Origin of the sequence: Rahnella aceris, assembly GCF_011684115.1 — a bacterium.
In the GTDB taxonomy this organism is placed as follows: domain Bacteria; phylum Pseudomonadota; class Gammaproteobacteria; order Enterobacterales; family Enterobacteriaceae; genus Rahnella; species Rahnella aceris.
Genome location: NZ_JAADJV010000002.1, coordinates 1 through 21839, shown reverse-complemented (window position 1 = coordinate 21839; position 21839 = coordinate 1). Strand labels below are relative to the sequence as shown.

Genomic DNA, 21839 nt, shown 5'->3' with positions numbered 1-21839 from the left:
TGAACGCTTATGGCGTTTCAGTTGCCTGAGTCAGTACCACGCTGACAACGCCGCTGTAGTTACCGGAAGCAACAGGTGCCTGAGTGGTCTGGCTGACTTTCAGAGGCTGAATGATGGAACCGTTAGTGGTATCGCCGTTCGGGAACAGGGTAGTTGCAGCCATGGTCTGCTGAGCCTGAGTCAGGGTCAGTTCGCCGTATTTAACAGTCAGTGGGATATTTGGGTTGGTACCCACGGTATCCATTAATTGCGGGGTACCTGCCAGGTTGATGTTCACATCTTTTTCAGCATCGTTAGAATAGATCTTGGTCATCTGTGTAACAGGTTCCAGACCTACGCCAGGCATATAAGTCATTTCCATCGTAGAAGGTAATACTTCGCCAGTGTCAGTGGTCATATCCAGAGTGGCGTCAACGTTTGCAGTCACAGTAATATCTTTCTGTACAGCAGAGGCGTTAATAGCGAAGCCCATGATTGCAGTGACCAGCAGTGGTTTGATAATTGATTTCATTTTTAATTCCTAATTAAGAAGATGCATATTGCTATGCGGGGTTTATAACGAGAGTTATTCTTTACGTAAAATAATGAGATCTATTTTGCGCTGAATTCTTTTACGCCAACGGTTTTATCTGTCCAGTTGAAGTATTTCACTTTCACCACACGGTAATTATTTCCTTTAAATAATTCCGGAGATAACGTTGCGCGCTGATTAGGGTAAATGCTATTTTTTACCGGTTTACTCCATTTACATCCGTCATCAGTGAGTTGCTGAGGACATAAGCCGATACTGTTAATTTTAAGATGAATATTGCCGGTGTTGCTCACCACGCGAGTCGCCGGATCCAGCGTGAAGTCTAGTCGCGGTGCGGCAGGCGGGACGGTAACCAGTACGCCCCAGATCATGCTGATGCCGAGTTTGGTCTGATTCTTCTGGTCACTTTTCCCACCGTTATTATTCAGCCCCGGAACACCTTCAAAGTAAACGCGATAGGCTTCTTCTGTTTGCGGTTGCTGAATATTAATCAGACGTATAATTCGGGTGGTGCCGGGTGCCAGTCCGAATTTCTCCGGTGTCACAACAATACCGTTACCAGATGACTGAGTTATTGTTGTTTCATTTTCCTGCGGCGTTGCCGGGTTATTTATTTTCTTTACCGTCGTTTTTACATATTCCGTGGTGGCGGAGTTTGTTGTTACGCTAATTTGTGCACCACCGCTTTTCTGCATAGGAACCGAAATAGGGTAGACGCTTATTCCTGCAAATGATGATGCTGATAAAAGTAATGGGGAAGCCGCTAAAATCATTACCCATGATTTCAATTTTGTTAATGGCATTGTCATTTTCTCAATGTTTAATAAGTCGCTATCCTGAAGAAGATTTCGTTAATTCCTTTTACTTGATATTTGTTTGGTTGCTTTCGATGGGGTGAATAATAGATTCAATGAATGTTCAGGTCAATGGCATGCAAATTAGCTATTTGTGTTATTTATTTGGCTATAAATGATATTCAACATAAATATAACATTTGGCATGATTTTCACTTTCATGATTATGAAGGGATTTTATTCGTTATTTTGTTTTTATAATCGTGAATGTTAACTAAATGAAGACGGCTAATTTCAAACTGGCGCACATCTACATGATGTATTAAGTTAAATGAATATAAACGTGATTTTGAAATTATCCATTAAAATCATTTAGATATAACATCTTCGGTTAACGGTTGTTGTAAGCTGTTTGGGTATTTAAATGGCGAAAAAGAAAGGAATAAGAAACGAAAGGGGAATAAGGGGCAATAAAAAACCCCGCCTGGGGCGGGGTTTGAGAGATTTTATGACGCGTGGGTTTCTTATAAACCTGCGGCTTCACGCAACTGAGCGGCTTTGTCGGTTTTTTCCCAAGGGAAATGTTCACGACCAAAGTGACCGTATGCGGCGGTTTCTTTATAGATAGGGTGCAACAGATCCATCATCTGGATCAAACCGTACGGACGCAGGTCGAAGAACTCGCGCACCAGCAGGGTCAGTTGTTCGTTGGAGACTTTACCGGTACCGAAGGTTTCCACCATGATGGAAGTCGGTTCTGCCACGCCGATAGCGTAAGACACCTGGATTTCGCAACGATCTGCCAGACCGGCAGCCACGATGTTTTTCGCCACATAACGTGCCGCGTAGGCCGCTGAGCGGTCAACTTTCGACGGATCTTTACCAGAGAACGCACCGCCACCGTGACGGGCCATGCCGCCGTAGGTATCCACGATGATTTTACGACCGGTCAGACCGCAGTCACCCATCGGGCCACCGATAACGAAACGGCCAGTCGGGTTAATGTGGTATTTGGTACCGGCGTTCAGCCATTCTGCTGGCAGGACAGGTTTGATGATTTCTTCCATCACCGCTTCCTGCAAATCTTTCAGCGAGATGTCTTCAGAGTGCTGAGTAGACAATACCACTGCATCGATACCGACGATTTTGCCTTCGTCATACTGGAAAGTGACCTGGCTTTTCGCATCCGGACGCAGCCATGACAGGGTGCCTGATTTGCGCACTTCAGCCTGACGCTGCACCAGACGGTGAGCATAAGTAATAGGCGCTGGCATCAGTACGCTGGTTTCGTTGGTCGCATAACCAAACATCAGACCCTGGTCGCCCGCACCTTGTTCCAGCGGATCAGTACGGTCAACGCCCTGATTGATATCCGGAGATTGCTTACCAATAGCGCTCAGCACTGCGCAGGAATTGGCGTCGAAACCCATGTCGGAATGGATATAACCAATTTCACGAACAGTCTGGCGTGTGATTTCTTCAACGTCGACCCATGCGCTGGTGGTGATTTCACCGCCAACCAGGACCATGCCGGTTTTGACATAAGTTTCACATGCAACACGTGCTTTTGGGTCTTGCTCTAAAATTGCGTCCAGTACCGCGTCGGAAATCTGGTCAGCGATTTTATCTGGATGTCCTTCCGAAACGGATTCGGACGTGAAGAGATGTTTAGCCATTATGTTCTTTACCTTACATACGACGGGTTAGATATCACTGCATAGCACTGGGGAGACTGGCAGATGAGGAGCAGAGCTCGCCATTGTCGCAATGCGTCCTGCATGTCCCCATTAGGCAAAGCCTTGAAGCAGTTTGCGCGTTAAACCACCCAAGCGTGTGGACGGATTAACATCTGGATGGCTATTTTAGGATAGCAGGCGTTCTGAATGCCAGTCATTTTTGTGACGGAGTGGGTGTTATTGTGCGGGTTTGCAGTGATTTTCACGGTCTGAAACTATTTCTACTGCATTTTCATTTTGCATTTACAGCGTGTTATCGGTATAAACGGCGCGCGCTATGCACATTTCTGCAGGCCCTGCAGAAGCAGCGTATTCCAGTAATTACTGTTTTCTCAGCTCGAATGCCCGCGGGTGATGCGTGGCACGTGTGGAGGTGGTTAGTTTAATGACCCACTTTTTACCGTTTGTAACATTTCAACAGCATCCCCTGCAGCCTTTATTGCGTTCTGCAGCACTTCTTTCAGACCTTCATTCAGAAAAGCGTCTGTCATCTCTGCGATGTTTCAGACAGCCTGATTACAGACAGGTCAGTCACCGACATCGGTACGCTACTCAGTAAGCTCAGGTCTGCGTGAACATCGCATTCCCGACATATAACTGATGTAGCCTGCAATCTCCCGGGGCATCCACCCCTGATTTCTCCCGACTCGTTACACGGAGTCTAAAAACGTGTTTTACAATGATATGAGTAGAAAACAGTCCCGTGGCTGTGGCTCGCAGGGTTTTATCCTGTCTGAAAGCCAGCCTTGCGGGTTGTTCTCACCTGTTGTTACTGCGATAGTGGCTGGCCATGTTGTCAGTATAGAAAGAGGATTTACCTATGTCTGATGACATCCAGTCCCACCGTCCGTCACACGCGGGCGATACTGTTTCTTTGCGCTCCATGCAGGAGGTTGCCGTGAACGATCGTGATGCCAGCAAGATGCTGCGCACTTACAACGTTGCCTATTGGGGTAACAACTATTTTGACGTCAACGAACTGGGCCACATCAGTGTCTGCCCGGATCCTGACGAGCCTTCTGCCCGTGTTGATCTGGCACAACTGGTGAAAGACATGCGTGAGCAGGACGGTCAGCGTCTGCCGGCACTGTTCTGTTTCCCACAAATTTTGCAGCACCGTCTGCGTTCGATTAACGCTGCGTTCAAACGTGCGCGTGAATCGTTCGGTTATGAGGGTGACTACTTCCTGGTTTATCCGATTAAGGTTAACCAGCATCGCCGCGTGATCGAATCGCTGGTGGAATCCGGTGAACCGCTGGGTCTGGAAGCCGGCTCGAAAGCTGAACTGATGGCCGTTCTGGCGCACGCCGGGATGACCCGTTCCGTGATCGTGTGTAACGGCTATAAAGACCGCGAATATATTCGTCTGGCGCTGATCGGTGAGAAGCTCGGTCACAAGGTATATCTGGTTATCGAGAAGATGACTGAGATTAAACTGGTGCTGGAAGAAGCCGAACGTCTGAACGTGATCCCACGTCTGGGTGTGCGTGCACGTCTTTCCTCGCAGGGCTCCGGTAAATGGCAGTCCAGCGGCGGCGAGAAATCCAAATTCGGTCTGGCGGCCTCTCAGGTTCTGCAACTGGTCGAAATGCTGCGTGAAGCAGGGCGTCTGGAAAGCCTGCAACTGCTGCATTTCCATCTGGGTTCACAGCTGGCGAATATCCGTGATATCTCGACCGGTGTACGTGAGTCTGCGCGTTTCTACGTTGAACTGCACAAGCTGGGCGTCAACATTCAGTGCTTCGACGTGGGTGGGGGGTTGGGCGTGGATTACGAAGGCACCCGTTCGCAGTCTGACTGCTCGGTGAACTATGGCCTGAATGAATACGCTAACAACGTCATCTGGGGTATCGGCGATGCCTGTAACGAACATGGCCTGCCACACCCGACGGTGATCACCGAGTCTGGCCGCGCCGTGACCGCGCACCATACCGTGCTGGTCTCCAATGTGATTGGTGTTGAACGTAACGAGTTCAAAGAGCCGGTTGCGCCTGAAGATGATGCACCGCGCGCGCTGGGCAGCATGTGGGATACCTGGAACGAAATGCACGATCCGGAAAACCGCCGCTCATTGCGTGAATGGCTGCACGACAGCCAGATGGATTTGCATGATGTCCATTCGCAATACGCACACGGTATTCTGGATCTGACGCAGCGCGCCTGGGCGGAAGATATCTACCTGAATATCTGCAACAAAATTCAGGATCAGCTGGATCCGAGCAACCGTGCACACCGTCCGATCATTGACGAATTGCAGGAACGTATGGCGGACAAACTGTACGTCAACTTCTCGCTGTTCCAGTCTATGCCGGATGCGTGGGGTATTGATCAGTTGTTCCCGGTGCTGCCGCTGGAAGGTCTGGATAAGCCACCGGTAGGTCGTGCTGTGCTGCTGGACATCACCTGTGATTCCGACGGCACTATTGATCACTACATCGACGGTGACGGCGTAGCCACAACCATGCCGATGCCGCCGTACGACCCTGAGAATCCGCCGGTGCTGGGCTTCTTTATGGTCGGTGCGTATCAGGAAATTCTCGGCAACATGCATAACCTGTTCGGCGATACTGCAGCAGTAGATGTCTTTGTCTTCCCTGACGGCAGCATTGAAGTGCAGCAGTCCGACGAAGGCGATACCGTGGCGGACATGCTGGAATACGTGCAACTGGACCCGAATGTGTTGCTGGCCCGTTTCCGCGATCAGGTAAAAGAAACTGATCTGGATGCGGAATTGCAGGCGCAGTTTGTTGAAGAGTTTGAATCCGGATTATACGGTTATACGTATCTGGAAGAAGATGAGTAATTCGTTGAAATAATACGTCGTATTACCGTCACAATAATATGGCGAAGGGGTCCTCCTTCGCCATTTTTTTACTATTCATAATTGACAACAAAAGTACCAGTGGCAGAGAAGCGTCCTACCGAAATACTCCTGGAATCGCCGACCAGTTGCGCGTTGAACTGTAATTGTTTAGATGAAGGCATATTCAAATCAGTCACTGAGTAAACGGAATTGGTGTCGTTAGGTTTCAACTGGCTGCCAGAACCTGTGGTAATTTTCACACCCACACCCGTTGCCGCATTTGATGTCACTGAATTACCCAACAACATATTGTTCCCCGGCGCGACAATATTCGTCGTCATCCGGGTTTTAAACATGTTCACATTCGTACAGCCGGAAGCATTCAGGCTGAATTTCGTCACGCTGGTAGCCCCTGAATTGACTTTTGCTGCACTGTAATCCCCCAGCGGGATAGTACCGCCGCCCGCACTGCTGACCAGCGCAGTACAGGTTGGCGTTTGCACGGGGAAGGAGAAAGTACTCATATTCAGACTAATATGATGGTTGTTAATGTCCTCCTTACCCACCCTGAATCCACCAATATAACCCGCCGAAGCCGGTCGAATGGAGGTTACACCTGCGGGTATACCGGTGAACTGGGGGGTCTGAAAAAGCACAATATAGTAATCATACCACTGACCCCCATCCATTGAGCTTTCCATATTGTTGGTATACTGTGCCGTGGTTTCATTTTCAAGGTAAAAATAAGGCATAAAAGCTTGAATTCTGTAACTGGCCCCGGTGCCTCTGATTTGAACTGAATAGAGGATCCCCGGGATATTGGTGGCATATAATCCCGCACTGGGGGAAGCACCCGCGTAATCGTCAACCTGAGGAATGGCGCCGGCGATCCCATATAAAATCTCACCAGAATCACCCGGGCTACAATCGGTACGCGCATTCTTAGTTGTGGCTGCTTTTTGATTTAAGTCCGTAATCATTTGCGTCCTGGTCACATGCGGTAACAGGGAAACCACAGAGCCGGAAAAGCTTAATGTTGCGGTGTAGGGGGCATCCCTGAAATAACATTCTACTGCCGCCTCAGCCGGTTTAACGGTTAAATCCCCCGTTAGTACTAATAAAGCGGTAAAAATGAATGTACGGATGAAACGAGACGACCGTATATACACTGTATTAAAAGGTAAATGATTATTCATAGCTAACACTCACTAATACTTTTGATGTAACCCGGCCTGCTGAGACAGCGCCTGTATTCTGATAACGTGTATAGAAGTGATAGTCCGTTATTTCAGCAACGGGTGTTGCGGCGTTTATCGGGAAATTCACATCGGAAGAACCGTCTGCCTCCAGCACATTGGTGTTGTATTTCTGGGAAAATATCACCAGGCCCACGTTATCGGCGCCATCTGCTGCACCGTCTGTTTCGCTGATAAATACCTGTTTAGAGCCAGGTGCGAAATTTCCTGATTGCGGGGCAAAACTGAAATGAACATTCTCTATCACATCCGTGCATTCGCTCAGGCTAACAGTGAACGGATAACCGCCCAGCTGATCGGTGGGTAATATTGGCGCAGGCGGGGAACCGCGATCATCAAAATAATTGACGCTAACGGTAGGTAAATGAATGGCGCCGCCATTTTGTACGGTTAACTGGCAGGTCGTCTCGAGAATATTAGCTTGTATATTCAGGTTGAGATCACTTTCCGCACTGGTGACGAAAGGAAACCCCACGGCTAATACCGTTAACAAACGTAATAATGTATTATTCATATTCACCGGGTGATTTATCATATTCCTTCCATTAGTCTTTGCTCGGCGATTTATTGATAGATAATCACAAACGTGATCGGTGCAATAAAGTTCCCTGAGGTAACATTTGATAGTGTACTGCCTGCTGCAATCACCATTCGGGCATTCATATTCAGGGTTGTGCCCGCAGTGGTGAGTGTGACCGTTTGCGGTGTGGCTCTGTCGACACAACTGAACTGAGTGCCGCTGTCAGGTGCATTCCGCCAGAGTTCAACCGCAGTCGCCGCTGCAGTGCCGCCATTGTTGGCAAATGAATCACCACTGGCTCCGGTACCGGAACAGGCTCCTGCTGTTGGGTTGGCGGTGATCTCGGCGGATTTAACGCCGGAGCAATCGCTGAAAACCAGTTTAAAAGGCTGAATTTTACTTTTCTGTTTCAGTTCTGATTTATAGACATCATTAAAGTTAATGGCGGATGTCGGTGTCCCTGATGAGTTTTGAATCTGGGCAGCACAAGTCCCTGCTTCAATAGTAGAAGTAAAAGTAGCGGTTAAATTTTCAGTCGGCGTGAGCTCAACGGCATGTGCTGAACACGTCATGATGAATGCTGCTGAAAGCAGTAAAATTTGTTTGGGTTTCACGTTATTTTTCTCCATGCAGATCTTTCATAACCTGTTTTTTCTATTTTATTCATAGTTAAAGTTAAAGGTGGCAACGGCGCTGAAATTCCCCGTTGTTCCTTTATTTGCTTGCGTTTCTTGCAGGCGTGAAATCAGGGTGACCTCTTTTGCATTGATTTCTGCGCTGCTCCAGTTGAGCCGCTGGCTGTCATTGGTGGAATTAATCACAAAAGGCTGGTTTGACGCCGAGGCACGTGCAATAGAAACGCCCAAAAAGGAGGATGCCCCTTCACCTGTAATTCCACTAGTAATCAATGTGTCAGCATAATTTGACTGCGTGCCCCTTATGGTGGTTTTAATCGATGTGACTCCCGCCGGGCATTCCACAATTTTTATTTTGAAGGTTGCCGTAGCAGCATTATCACCGGCAATAATTTTATCTAACCCCACCTTTCCGCCCGAACCAACAGGAATGGTATTGTTAATGCCATTTCCTGAACCGCCTTCCAGTCTCATTTCACACGTCGTTTCAATAATATTAGCGCTAAAAGTAACGTTAACATTTTGTGCGAAAGTCGGTGTCATGTTCATATTGATAAATAAAGCTGAAAATATCGAGAATGATATTCTGTATCCCTTTCTCATTCTTTTTCTCCTGTTTATTCTATTTACCCGGAAATCAATGGGTGATTGTGCAAAGGATATTTTTTAACATGATTGTCATGTTCACTTTTTCCGGGGTTTCCGGGATGGAATAATTAATCTGACAGGATTGGTCAGACTGACTTCCCCAGACAACATGCAGTATCCCTTTATCATCGATACCGCGAATGAAAGCCATTCCGCCCTGGCCCATATTTCCCACGAGGATGTTTTTATCATTAAAAACATCAGCACCTAAAGGAATGAATCCGTTATCGGAACGTTGCAACTCCATAATAACTGAGCGGCCTTCATCGGTTTCGAAATTAACTAATACCACTGAACCACTGCGCGGGTAGGTAATCGTGCTGGTATTAACAATATTAACGTCTGCCTCCAGTGTGCTGATGTCCAGACCCACCGTATTTTCCTGATAGGGTGAAAGATAAGGTGTGATTGCATATCCGTTACTGTCAATCCGACCTTCACCCGTACTCATTTTTGTGCCCTTCGCCCCTTTGGCGCTGACCAGTGCCAGCGTATCGGAGTCATTGATGTTTCCGGGAGCAAATGTAATCCCGTCAGCATGAATAACCATACCTCCGCTGGAGCCGAAGGAAGCCTGCCGTCCTCCGTCATCGGTTAAAGAGGCGGAAAGACTCACGGGGCCGTAAGCGCTGTTATAGCTTCCGTATCCGCCAATTTGATTTAAATTCTCTGAGTCGGCGAGTGAAGATGACGTATTAACGCTGTAGTTGTAGCGATTATCCTCGCTATAACCGCCAGCACTCATGTCCATTTGCGAGGAGCCTTTAAAGTCAGTGCTTATGCCGGCATTTAGGTTGGTAAATCCACCGGGACGTTTACCCTGCGTGAAAATGTTTTCCAGAGGAATACTCAGATTAACATACAGTCGATTATCCTGGTCGCCATTCTCGTTATACTCACGCTGAAGGGAAATACTATAGTTTGCCCAACGATAGCTATTGTTATATCCGAGAGAAAACTGAGACGTTTTCTTATTTTGATTCCAGTAAGTTTCCCAACTGCCCGTCATATAAAGAGAACCATAACTCTGTTCACGATATTCCAGAGGCTGGTTAACATTAATTTGTATCTGGTTTTTCATTCTGTCGTAATTTTTAAAAGTTTCCTCTTCATTCATTGGATCCCGGCTGAGTTCATCCTGAAGTGAAGCGGCATCGCGTAAGCTCAGATAGTCCTGTGTCGAAAATCGGTAAGCCGCAACATTCAGCGACGTATTGGTTTCAGTCAACAGCTTATTGTAAGAGATTCGATAGCTCTGACCGTCGAGTGACCGGTCGTCGTCGATATCGGCACGGGAGTGGGTAATGTCGAAGGCAAATGCACCCGCCGGGGTATTCATCGCAACCCCTGTCAGCAGGGCAAGGTAGTCCGATGACATCGCTTCAGCACCGGCATAGCCGGTGAAGGTATTATTGATCCCATAATAGCCAGTCAGCACCGCCACCTCGGGGGAGTTGCTGGATGAACTCTCATTGAGTTTGCCGAAGCCTACATCCCAGCGGCTATTACCGGGGCGTAACATCTGTGTGACCGAGGAGAAGGGCACTGAGAAAGAACGCCGGGTGCCATCTGATTCTTCTACTGTCACGTCTATACTGTTGCCATAACCCGTTGGGTTAATGTCATCAAGAGCAAAAGGTCCCGGCGGTACGGTGGTTTCATAAATCACCGTACCGCTCTGGCGGACAGTCACTTTCGCATTACTGTTTGCGGTGCCGCGGATCACTGGCGCATAGTTGTTAGATGAACCCGGTTGCATGCGGCTGTCACTGAACACCCTGAATCCTCTCAGATTGATGGAATCAAAGGCATCGCCCTGAGTGTAAGTATCACCCAAAACGAACTGGGCTTTTAATCCGGTGATATCGTGCTGAATATAAGCATCCTGACTGGTATAGGACAGGCCATTTTCCTGATCCCAGTTGGTTGAACCTCTGGCACGAAAACGCCAGCCAGATAAGTTCGCGCCATAATTCAGCCCTGCATAGGCGCTGTCGCGAGAATCTCCGTCAGCGCTTGAACGGTAGGCATTCATGTCGTAAGACAGCATGAACGCTGGAATGCCTTCTTCCCACAGAGCCGGATTGACATAACCAGAAGGACGTTTTGCGAGATAAATCTGCGGAATAGTAATATCCAGGCGTTGTTCCGATGAATTGAATTTGACCTTTGAATGACTGAGTTTTTCGGTCAGATTAATGCACGTTGTTTCCCCGCCTTCCGGCGAAATATCTGCAGTATCTTCTTTATCGATATCGATGAGGATATCTAACTGCTCAAGCAATTTTTGCGTGAGACACGGGCTGGCAATATTCGTCCCGTTATCAACGAAATTGACTTTAGAGTTTAGTTTTAATGAACCGTTAATAAAAATACCGACGCTGTAAACGCCTGGCACAACAGGATTGCCCTTGCTAAAACGGCGGGTGTCTATTTTTTCACTGTTTGCTGTGCTGTAGAGAAACTGACTATCAAACTCTACATTTTCATCATCATCTCCAACTTGCTCATCGGATTTATCATTGGTAACCGCAGTTTCCGCCACGGACCTGGGTGACCACACAGCGCTGACGCCTATAGTCAATGGAAGCAGTAATAATCCCGTTGTGATTTTATTTTTTTTCATAATATTGCTTTTTTTATGAATCAGATGGCGTCAGGGTTTATTTAAAGGGATGCTTCGTATTTTATATTTCCGCCATAATCATTAATTGCGGTATAATTTATCTTCCCTGTGTTTACCGTCGTCGTCAGCCCGTCGACTTTCATCAACTGAGTGGAATCGGGGGCGATCATTTTTGTTTCCAGTTCGTACTTGCGGCCATTCGTATTCAGAAAAGCTTCATTCACCGTGACAAAGTAAGGGGTGGTATTTTTCGCTTCTGCAAAAACCTGTTGACCATTTTTCACTATTTTCCATGTCAATGCCGTCGCTGCTTCAGAAGCTGAACCCTTCAGCCCCTCAGGACGATAAAACAACTTTATGCGGGTACGAAAAGCCAACTGAAGCAAATTTTCATCGGTACTATTTTTGGCTTTAGGCGGAATTTCAAGAACGTTAAACCAAAATACAGTTTCTTTATCTTTGGGTAATTCGCCCCCAAGGCTGGCAATTTTCACTGTCTGGCCTTGTTTGGCGTTCATTCGTGAAATAGGGGGGGTCACAAGGAAAGGAATTTTCATCTCCTGCGGATTCACATCCTCGCGGCCATCATCCAGCCAGGATTGAACCAGCAAGGCTTTTTCACCGCGGTTATCCAGTTTCACCGTAATCTCTTTCGCCTGAGCCGGATAAATAATCCGGGTACCAGAAATGACAACATCTGCGCAGACATCACAAGCAATAAATCCCAGAACGGCAAGGCAGAATGAAACAATTTTTGGTGTCGGTATAAAATTCATATTTCCCTCTATTAAATTTTATAATAAAAGCGCACCTGTTTGTTCATTGGGTACGCTTAATCATTAATTAACGTTGAATATTATTCGTAGTTCATAGTAAAGGTGACGTTAGTATTCACTTTACCCGACTGAACACTATTTGTTGCAGACCAGTCAGCACTAGGTACATAGGCTGCCTTATAGGCAAACACACCACGACCTTCGACCAGAGCCACGCTTTGTGCCACATCAGTCGGGTCGCCGATCAGAACCTGGCTAACGTTGGTTGCTGTGTTGTTGTAAAGCGCAACACTGACGTTTTGCGCACTACCAGAGACGGTAGCATCAGGTTTCAGCGTACCGCTGGACAATTCAGCAAATTGCTGTGAAGAGAAGCTGACGGAGGCTTTTTTCACTGATTCGGCGCAATCATTCAGCATTAACTCGAACTCTTTGGCACCGACACCGCCAGCAGCGCGAGTGGTGACATCCACTGCCGCTTTCGTCACCACAGGCATTGAGATAGTGACATTATTCGCTGCAATACCGTTGTTAGTGGTGATTTCACAGGTCGTGTCAGAGACCGCACCATCAAAGGTAATTAATCCCAAATCCGCTGCCTGGGCAGATAAGCTGCCGAATGCCAGACAAAAGACGGATAAAGGGAAGAGCGTCTTAATTTTTTTCATGAAATGTCCTTTTCATTATGAAAATAACAAAATAGTAAAGTAAAAGTAGTAGTGAATTAAATAAGCTTTTTTCAAAGACTTACTAAGGAGGAATTATAATTACGTTGTTGTTTATATCAAGTTGTACACACTGCAATATGAATGTAACTAAATATTTCATTGTGGGATCTGTAATGAACCCCAGAATTATTTTTTAAGTATTGAATTTTATTTTTAGGGAAGTTATTAATTATCAGATAAAGAGATCTCAAGGATCGATTTTTCTAATTGAAATGGAAAACTGCATAGAAATATATATCAAAATATATGATGGATTTAGTTTTAAAATCCGTGAAAATGATAAACAAATTGTGCTATTGAAGGTGGATAAGGTAATCAGGTTTTGTTTGCTTACATAACATACAGGCGTAATGACATGCTGAAGAGGAGGGGAGGCAGAAAGGAAAAATATTAAGGCACCCGAAGGTGCCTGGATGATTAGCACGGAAATTAAAAGTCAGAGGCCCGACGTTTTTAGTGACGAACCGCAGGATGACTTGTTATGCATCTCTTTATTATTTCCCGGCAGCAATTCGCTCGCGAATATGTTTAGCACGTGCTTCTGAAGACGGGTGATCATCAAACCAGCCGATGCTGCTGCCCTGATCCAGTTTTGCCAGTTTCTCAAAACTGGTTGCCAGACCTGTCGGGTCGATACCGCGTTTTTTCAGCAAATCAAACGAGTAATCATCCGCTTCGGATTCCTGTTTCTGCGAGAACTGCGCATTGACGTATTTCTCGCCCAGATCCGCCAGCTGCGATTGTGACAATGTTGCGCTGACGCCGCCGAGTGACGAAATCGCGGAACGTGCCGCCGTGGCGCTGTAGGCGACCTGCATGGCTTTACGGGTGTGGCCGAGTGCGACGTGGCCCATTTCATGGCCGAGCACGCCTTCCACTTCATTGTCGTTCATTATGTCCATCAGGCCGCTGTAAACGCGAATACAGCCGTTGGCCATTGCCCAGGCATTGACGTCTTTGGTCAGGTAAACCTTATAGTTGGCGGGCGTGCCGTTAATATTATCGCCCAGTGCTGCGGAGATTTTTTTCAGGCGCTGTGCGTATTCGCTGCTGTCGGGTGCTATCTGCGCCTTTTTATCCATTTCTTCACAAGACTGCACGCTCAGCGTTTTGACGTCGGCATCGCTCAGGGTATACGCCTGATAAGCCTGCGCGCCGGACTGCATTAAAGTGTCGGTATTGACGGTCGCACAACCGCTGACCAGTGACGCGGTAAAAAGGCTTAACAGAAGAGGGTGAAATTTCATCAATTTGTGTTCCCAGAAAAAGTTAACAAAACAGAAACTGTAGCCTGAAAAAGGCTCTGGTTGTAAGGATAGCGTTAAGGTAGGTTTTTCGCAGTGCACGATCTATAGTGTAAGTCCGAAAAAACGCCCTGATTTAAAAGCGGATTTTGTGAACTTAATCACGAGAGTGATTAGAGATTGCCGTTTTAATGCCGAGTCTGAGAAAATGACTTTCTTGACTGCTTTTTTAATCCGACCTGGAGTAGAACATGTCCTCTCGTAAAGAGCTTGCGAACGCTATTCGCGCACTTAGTATGGATGCCGTGCAGAAAGCGAATTCCGGCCACCCTGGCGCCCCTATGGGCATGGCAGACATTGCCGAAGTGCTGTGGCGCGATTACCTGAATCACAACCCGACTAACCCGCACTGGGCTGACCGTGACCGCTTCGTGCTGTCCAATGGTCATGGCTCTATGCTGATTTATAGCCTGCTGCACCTCACTGGCTATGATCTGCCGATGAGCGAACTGGCTAACTTCCGTCAGTTGCACTCGAAAACCCCGGGCCACCCGGAATACGGTTATACGCCTGGCGTTGAAACCACCACTGGCCCGCTGGGTCAGGGCATCGCGAACGCCGTCGGTTTTGCTATCGCAGAACGTACGCTGGCAGCACAGTTCAACAAACCAGGCCATGACATTGTCGATCACCAGACTTATGCATTCCTGGGCGACGGCTGCATGATGGAAGGCATTTCTCACGAAGTGTGTTCTCTGGCCGGTACCATGAAACTTGGCAAACTGACCGCGTTTTATGATGATAACGGCATTTCCATCGACGGCCACGTAGAAGGCTGGTTCACCGATGACACTGCGGCACGTTTCGAAGCTTACGGCTGGCATGTTGTACGTGGTGTTGATGGTCACAATCCTGACTCTATCAAAGCGGCTATTGAAGAAGCGCACAAAGTTACCGACAAACCTTCCCTGCTGATGTGTAAAACTGTGATCGGTTTCGGTTCGCCGAACAAGGCCGGTACTCACGATGTACACGGTGCCGCACTGGGCGCAGCCGAAGTGGCAGCTACCCGCGAAGCACTGGGCTGGAAATACGCTGCGTTTGAAATCCCGCAAGATATCTATGCGCAGTGGGACGCGAAAGAAGCCGGCAAAGCCAAAGAAGCTGCGTGGAACGACAAGTTTGACGCTTACGCTAAAGCGCACCCTGAACTGGCAAAAGAGTTCAAACGTCGTGTGAACGGCGAGCTGCCAGCAAACTGGGAAACCGAAGCACAGAAATTCATCGAACAATTGCAGGCTAATCCTGCGAACATCGCCAGCCGTAAAGCCTCCCAGAATGCGCTGGAAGCGTTCGGTAAAGTGTTGCCTGAATTCCTGGGCGGCTCTGCTGACCTGGCACCAAGCAACCTGACCATGTGGTCTGGTTCGAAGTCTATCGGCGACGATCAGGCAGGTAACTACATCCATTATGGCGTACGTGAATTCGGTATGACCGCGATCACCAACGGTATCGCGCTGCACGGCGGTTTCCTGCCGTACTCTGCGACTTTCCTGATGTTCGTGGAATATGCGCGTAATGCCGTGCGTATGGCCGCACTGATGAAGATCCGCAACGTGTTCGTGTACACCCATGACTCCATCGGTCTGGGCGAAGATGGCCCGACACACCAGCCGGTTGAGCAAATCGCCAGCCTGCGCGTTACGCCAAACATGAGCACCTGGCGTCCTGCGGATCAGGTTGAATCTGCCGTGGCATGGAAATACGCCATCGAGCGTAATGACGGTCCGGTTACCCTGATCTTCTCCCGTCAAAACCTGACCCAGCAACCACGTACCGCTGAACAGCTGGCCAACGTGGCGCGCGGGGGTTACGTGCTGAAAGATTGCGACGGTACGCCGGAAGTGATCCTGATCGCGACCGGCTCTGAAGTCGGTATCACGGTAGAAGCGGCAGACAAACTGGCTGCAGCGGGCACTAAAGTGCGCGTGGTTTCTATGCCGTCCACGGATGCCTTCGACAAACAGGACGCGGCTTACCGTGAATCTGTCCTGCCGAAAGCCGTTTCTGCGCGCGTTGCGGTTGAAGCCGGTATTGCTGATTACTGGTTCAAATACGTTGGCCTGAATGGTGCTATCGTCGGAATGCACAGCTTCGGCGAATCTGCGCCAGCAGAACTGTTGTTCAAAGAATTCGGTTTCACTGTTGATAACGTTGTTGCTCAGGCACAGGCGTTACTGAAGTAATCCCGCATTCTTAGAGCCGCTTAAAAGCACCTTCGGGTGCTTTTTTTTCGCCTGCATTTTCATGCGCCGGTTCTCAGTTTCGTACGAAATGACGCAGGTCAAACCCTTCTGATGCGGACTCGGTTACACTGCCTGCATTCTGAAAATGTTTCATTCGGTCATTTTTTGCGAAAAATCACTGTCGAAAAGGTGACGAAAAAGTAAAATCACTGTGAATACACAGAATTGACTGGTGTTTTTTTCAGCGATCGGCGCGATTAATGCGGGGTTGTTCTACGAATTATTCCTTTTATTCATCGTTTGGTTTATTCTCAGCTGAACCGTTTCAGTCAGGCTATTTGAGCTTAACATCGTCACCAGGTTGTTATCGTGCCTGAAACTGAAACTTTTCTGCCGCATGCATTGTGCGGACAGATGATGATGGTGATTCACCGTAAACGCACGCTGCATTACTATAGGTGTTACTGATATTGAGTAACAACCGTGTAACAGGGAGATGTATGCCAATACGTATTGCAATTAATGGCTTTGGTCGCATTGGCCGTAGCGTATTGCGCGCGTTATACGAATCCGGGCGTCGGGCGGAAATCTCCGTCATTGCCATCAATGAAATCGCCAGTCCTGAAGGCATGGCACATCTGCTTAAATACGACTCCAGCCACGGGCGCTTTGCCTGGGATGTCCGCCAGGAAGGTGAAAACCTTTACGTCGGCGATGACTCCATCCGTTTACTTCATCAGTCTGATGCCAGCCAGTTGCCGTGGGGCGAACTGAGCATTGACGTCGTGCTTGATTGCACTGGCGTTTATGGCAGCCGTGCAGACGGTGAAGCCCAGCTTGCGGCTGGCGCCAAAAAAATTCTGTTCGCGCATCCGGGCGCTCATGATCTTGACGCCACGGTGGTTTACGGTGTGAACCACCAGTTGCTCGAACGTCAGCACCGCATTGTGTCCAATGCGTCCTGCACCACCAACTGTATTATCCCTGTGATCAAACTGCTCGACGATGCTTTTGGCATTGAGTCCGGCACGGTAACGACCATCCATTCCTCAATGAATGACCAACCGGTTATCGATGCGTACCATGCGGATTTACGCCGTACGCGCGCCGCCAGCCAGTCCATTATCCCGGTCGATACCAAGCTGGCCGCAGGGATCACACGCATCATGCCCAAATTCTGCGATCGCTTTGAAGCGATCTCGGTGCGTGTGCCGACAATCAATGTCACAGCCATTGATCTGAGTGTATTTGTCGAGGGTTCTGTGACGGTAGGCGAGGTTAACCAGTTGCTGCAAAAGGCTGCAACAGGTGCTTTTCGTGGTATTGTTGACTATACCGAACTACCATTAGTCTCGACAGATTTTAACCATGATCCCCATAGCGCCATCGTAGATGGAACGCAGACGCGGGTAAGTGGACAGCACCTGATTAAGACACTGGTCTGGTGCGATAACGAGTGGGGTTTTGCCAACCGAATGTTGGATACAACATTGGCAATGTCCGCTAGCGGTTTCTAGTACGGCTGTTCCGGTCTCCCGACCGAAACGGCCTTCAAGCAACTTTAAAGAGAATCAACGAGAGGATTCACCATGTCTGTTATTAAGATGAGCGATCTGGATTTAGCGGGTAAACGCGTACTAATCCGTGCCGATCTGAACGTGCCAGTTAAAGATGGCAAAGTAACGTCAGATGCACGTATCCGCGCTTCTTTACCAACCATCGAAATTGCCCTGAAACAAGGCGCACGCGTGATGGTTACCTCGCATCTGGGTCGTCCGACTGAAGGCGAATATAACGAAGAGTTTTCTCTGCTGCCGGTTGTTAATTACCTGAAAGAGCATCTGAAATCCCCAGTACGTCTGGCGAAAGATTACCTTGATGGTGTTGAAGTTGCCGAAGGTGAGCTGGTGGTTCTGGAAAACGTTCGCTTTAACAAAGGCGAAAAGAAAGACGACGAAGCCCTGTCCAAAAAATATGCTGCCCTGTGTGACATCTATGTGATGGACGCATTTGGTACCGCGCACCGCGCGCAAGCTTCTACTCACGGCGTGGGCAAATTTGCTCCGATCGCCTGTGCCGGTCCGCTGCTGTCTGCAGAACTGGAAGCACTGGGTAAAGCGCTGGGTAACCCGGCACGTCCGATGGTGGCTATCGTTGGCGGTTCTAAAGTTTCTACCAAACTGACCGTTCTGGATTCCCTGTCTAAAATCGCTGACCAGCTGATCGTTGGCGGTGGTATCGCGAACACCTTCGTGGCTGCTCAAGGCAACAACGTCGGTAAATCCCTGTACGAAGCAGACCTGGTCGGCACCGCAAGCAAATTGCTGGAAACCTGCGACATTCCTGTTCCTACCGATGTTCGCGTGGCGACTGAGTTCTCTGAAACAGCCGTTGCAACGGTGAAGTCTGTTAAAGACATCAAAGATGACGAACAAATTCTCGACATGGGCGATGAGTCTGCATACCGCCTGGCTGAGATCATTAAAAACGCTAAAACCATTCTGTGGAATGGTCCTGTAGGCGTGTTCGAGTTCCCTAACTTCCGTAAAGGGACCGAAATTGTGGCGCAGGCTATTGCTGACAGCGATGCATTCTCTATCGCAGGCGGCGGCGACACACTGGCAGCTATCGATTTGTTCGGTATCGCTGACAAAATTTCCTATATCTCCACTGGCGGTGGCGCATTCCTGGAATTCGTTGAAGGGAAAGCACTGCCAGCGGTTGTGATGCTGGAAGAGCGTGCTAAGAAGTAATGAACCCTGAACGGGGAGCATAATGCTGTCCGTTCTTCTTTGCCGCGCGGGGGGCTGCACAGTGGAGCCCGCGCGACATAGCAAACCGATTCAATCCATCTACGGCCGACGAATACAGGACAAAGAACTATGTCTAAAATTTTTGATTTCGTAAAACCAGGCGTTATCACTGGTGATGATGTACAGAAAGTTTTCGCTATTGCTAAAGAAAACAAATTTGCTCTGCCAGCGGTTAACTGCGTAGGCACCGACTCTATCAACGCCGTTCTCGAAGCTGCTGCGAAAGTCCGTTCACCGGTTATCGTTCAGTTCTCTAACGGTGGCGCTGCGTTTATCGCCGGTAAAGGCCTGAAAACTGACGTGCCACAAGGCGCGGCAATCCTGGGTGCAATCTCTGGCGCACACCATGTGCATCAGATGGCAGAACATTACGGCGTGCCAGTTATCCTGCACACCGACCACTGCGCGAAAAAACTGCTGCCATGGATCGACGGACTGCTGGACGCGGGTGAAGCTCACTACGCGAAAACCGGTAAACCACTGTTCTCTTCTCACATGATCGACCTGTCTGAAGAGTCTCTGGAAGAAAACATCGAAATTTGCAGCAAGTATTTAGCTCGCATGGCAAAAATCGACATGACTCTGGAAATCGAACTGGGTTGTACCGGCGGTGAAGAAGATGGCGTAGACAACAGCCATATGGACGCGTCTGCACTGTACACTCAACCGCAAGACGTTGATTATGCATACGAAAAACTGAACGCCATCAGCCCGCGTTTCACTATCGCTGCGTCATTCGGTAACGTACACGGTGTTTACAAACCAGGTAACGTTAAACTGACTCCAACTATCCTGCGTGATTCTCAGGAATACGTGTGCAAGAAACATAACCTGCCACACAACAGCCTGAACTTCGTATTCCACGGCGGTTCCGGTTCTACTGCAGCAGAAATCAAAGAATCTGTAGGTTACGGTGTTATCAAAATGAACATCGATACCGACACTCAGTGGGCTAACTGGGACGGTATCCTGCAGTTCTACAAGAAAAACGAAGCTTACCTGCAAGGTCAGTTGGGTAACCCGGAAGGCGCGGACAAACCTAACAAGAAATTCTATGACCCGCGCGTATGGCTGCGTTCTGCACAGTCTTCCATGGTGACTCGCCTGGAACTGGCATTCAAAGAACTGAACGCAATCGACGTACTGTAATTCTTACGCTTCCGGTGCTTGACCACCGGAATGTGAGGATAATCGTCAAAGGGGCTTCGGCCCCTTTTTTATTGCCTGCTTTCCGGCCACAATAGCCCGTTATCCGTGTTTCGCCAGAATCCCCGAAGAGAGAGCCATGAAGCCAAAATCTGTCACCCTCGATGATGTCGCGCGCCACGCCGGTGTGTCTTATCAGACCGTTTCGCGCGTCCTGAATCAGGCTGCACACGTCTCGGTCAGAACGCGCAACAAAGTCGAACAGGCAATGGCTGCGCTGAATTACGTCCCGAACCGTGTCGCCCAGCAACTGGCGGGCAAACAAAGTTACACCCTTGGGCTGGCGACCACCGAGCTGGCGCTACACGCCCCTTCACAAATCGCGTCGGCAATGAAAACCCGCGCAAATCAGCTAGGTTTCAACGTCGTGATATCGATGATTGATAACCTGAGCCTTGCCGCGTGTCGTACGGCGGTGAATGAACTGATGTCACAGCGTGTCGATGGCGTGCTGATTAACGTGCCGTTGTCGAATGAGGACGCAGACGCGATCGCACAGCTTTGCGGCAATTTACCGGCGCTGTTTCTGGATGTCGATCCGCAGGCCGATGTGTTTAAAATTCTGTTCGATCCTCACTGCGGGGCAGAGCAGGGCGTCGAACATCTGCTGGCGCTCGGACATCAGCAGATCGCCGTACTGACCGGCCCGCTCGAATCCATATCTGCACGCTTACGTTATGAAGGCTGGCTGAATACGCTGGCATTGCACGATATTACGCCGTGCGCGGTTCAGCATGGCGACTGGAGCGCGGCTTCGGGTTACCAGCAGGCATTATTGTTGCTCAATCAGCCCGCACGCCCTACGGCGATCCTGGTCGCCAATGATCAGATGGCGCTGGGCGTACTGCGCGCTGTCCATGAGTTTGGCCTGCGGGTGCCGGAGCAAATCTCGGTGATGGGCTATGACGATACTGAAGACAGCGCATTTTTCTTCCCGCCGCTGACCACCATCAAACAGGATTTCCGCCTGCTCGGTCACGAGAGCATTAACCGGCTGGTAGAGCATCTGCATACGCATGGCGATCACCCGCAGTCCTCATTGTTACTGCCCACTTCTTTAGTTGAACGCCATACAACCGCCAGACCGGGTACAGACACTGTGTCGCAGGAAACTTTATCGCAGGAACTGATCCGCATCGCACGTCAGCTCAGCGCGCTGTAAATCTTTTTTAAGAACTGACTGACGCGGAATTTGTGATCCGCGTCCCTTTCCCGCATCCCCGCACTTTACTTACTCTCTCCGGTTACGCATGTTTATATTATTGTGAGCGCATAA

General features: G+C 48.9%; 17 protein-coding genes. 6 read left to right on the top strand and 11 right to left on the bottom strand.

Annotation, left to right across the window (positions count from 1 at the left end; all coding sequences use genetic code 11):
- Positions 1–7 precede the first annotated feature (7 nt).
- The 3 genes from GW591_RS12565 to metK all read right to left on the bottom strand — a co-directional run bounded on the left by GW591_RS12565 (position 8) and on the right by metK (position 3002).
- Positions 8–511, bottom strand: a complete 504-nt coding sequence (locus tag GW591_RS12565) for a fimbrial protein (protein ID WP_013576817.1) — start codon at positions 509–511, stop codon at positions 8–10.
- An 80-nt stretch (positions 512–591) separates the two neighbouring features.
- Complete coding sequence (locus tag GW591_RS12560; protein WP_223509085.1) at positions 592–1227, bottom strand: fimbria/pilus periplasmic chaperone; 636 nt, start codon at positions 1225–1227, stop codon at positions 592–594.
- 623 nt (positions 1228–1850) lie between these two features.
- Complete coding sequence (gene metK / locus GW591_RS12555; RefSeq protein WP_112150883.1) at positions 1851–3002, bottom strand: methionine adenosyltransferase; 1152 nt, start codon at positions 3000–3002, stop codon at positions 1851–1853.
- Positions 3003–3882: 880 nt separating this feature from the next.
- Between metK and speA the strand changes: the two genes are divergently transcribed.
- Positions 3883–5865, top strand: a complete 1983-nt coding sequence (gene speA, locus GW591_RS12550) for a biosynthetic arginine decarboxylase (protein WP_013576814.1) — start codon at positions 3883–3885, stop codon at positions 5863–5865.
- Between the two features lie 71 nt (positions 5866–5936).
- On the opposite strand, the gene GW591_RS12545 is transcribed toward speA, so the two are convergent.
- The 8 genes from GW591_RS12545 to loiP all read right to left on the bottom strand — a co-directional run bounded on the left by GW591_RS12545 (position 5937) and on the right by loiP (position 14301).
- A complete protein-coding gene (locus GW591_RS12545) occupies positions 5937–7061 on the bottom strand; it encodes a fimbrial protein (protein ID WP_013576813.1) in 1125 nt (374 codons plus the stop codon).
- Positions 7054–7656 carry a fimbrial-like protein gene (locus tag GW591_RS12540; RefSeq protein ID WP_013576812.1) on the bottom strand — a complete coding sequence of 201 codons (603 nt, stop codon included), beginning with the start codon at positions 7654–7656 and terminating at the stop codon, positions 7054–7056. The genes GW591_RS12545 and GW591_RS12540 overlap by 8 nt, the downstream gene beginning before the upstream one ends.
- Positions 7657–7685: 29 nt before the next feature.
- Positions 7686–8270 (bottom strand): fimbrial protein, encoded by a 585-nt coding sequence (locus GW591_RS12535; protein ID WP_112150881.1) that lies wholly within the window; start codon positions 8268–8270, stop codon positions 7686–7688.
- 30 nt (positions 8271–8300) lie between these two features.
- Positions 8301–8879, bottom strand: a complete 579-nt coding sequence (locus tag GW591_RS12530; protein ID WP_013576810.1) for a fimbrial protein — start codon at positions 8877–8879, stop codon at positions 8301–8303.
- 34 nt (positions 8880–8913) lie between these two features.
- Positions 8914–11550 carry an outer membrane usher protein gene (locus tag GW591_RS12525; RefSeq protein ID WP_166860728.1) on the bottom strand — a complete coding sequence of 879 codons (2637 nt, stop codon included), beginning with the start codon at positions 11548–11550 and terminating at the stop codon, positions 8914–8916.
- Positions 11551–11591: 41 nt separating this feature from the next.
- Positions 11592–12326, bottom strand: a complete 735-nt coding sequence (locus GW591_RS12520; protein WP_112197173.1) for a fimbrial chaperone — start codon at positions 12324–12326, stop codon at positions 11592–11594.
- A gap of 80 nt (positions 12327–12406) precedes the next feature.
- Positions 12407–12994: a fimbrial protein gene (locus tag GW591_RS12515; RefSeq protein WP_013576807.1), complete on the bottom strand. Its 588-nt coding sequence runs from the start codon at positions 12992–12994 to the stop codon at positions 12407–12409.
- Positions 12995–13548: 554 nt separating this feature from the next.
- The gene (loiP, locus tag GW591_RS12510) at positions 13549–14301 is read right to left on the bottom strand and encodes a metalloprotease LoiP (RefSeq protein ID WP_013576806.1); all 753 of its coding nucleotides are present in this window, start codon (positions 14299–14301) and stop codon (positions 13549–13551) included.
- A 248-nt stretch (positions 14302–14549) separates the two neighbouring features.
- Between loiP and tkt the strand changes: the two genes are divergently transcribed.
- From tkt to GW591_RS12485, 5 genes are all read left to right on the top strand, one after another.
- A complete protein-coding gene (gene tkt / locus GW591_RS12505; protein ID WP_013576805.1) occupies positions 14550–16544 on the top strand; it encodes a transketolase in 1995 nt (664 codons plus the stop codon).
- A gap of 500 nt (positions 16545–17044) precedes the next feature.
- Positions 17045–18061 (top strand): erythrose-4-phosphate dehydrogenase, encoded by a 1017-nt coding sequence (epd, locus tag GW591_RS12500; RefSeq protein ID WP_013576804.1) that lies wholly within the window; start codon positions 17045–17047, stop codon positions 18059–18061.
- A gap of 72 nt (positions 18062–18133) precedes the next feature.
- Positions 18134–19297, top strand: a complete 1164-nt coding sequence (gene pgk, locus GW591_RS12495; protein ID WP_013576803.1) for a phosphoglycerate kinase — start codon at positions 18134–18136, stop codon at positions 19295–19297.
- 129 nt (positions 19298–19426) lie between these two features.
- Positions 19427–20506, top strand: coding sequence for a class II fructose-bisphosphate aldolase (gene fbaA, locus GW591_RS12490; protein ID WP_013576802.1), 1080 nt, complete (start codon positions 19427–19429; stop codon positions 20504–20506).
- 136 nt (positions 20507–20642) lie between these two features.
- A complete protein-coding gene (locus GW591_RS12485) occupies positions 20643–21725 on the top strand; it encodes a LacI family DNA-binding transcriptional regulator (RefSeq protein ID WP_013576801.1) in 1083 nt (360 codons plus the stop codon).
- Positions 21726–21839 lie beyond the last annotated feature (114 nt).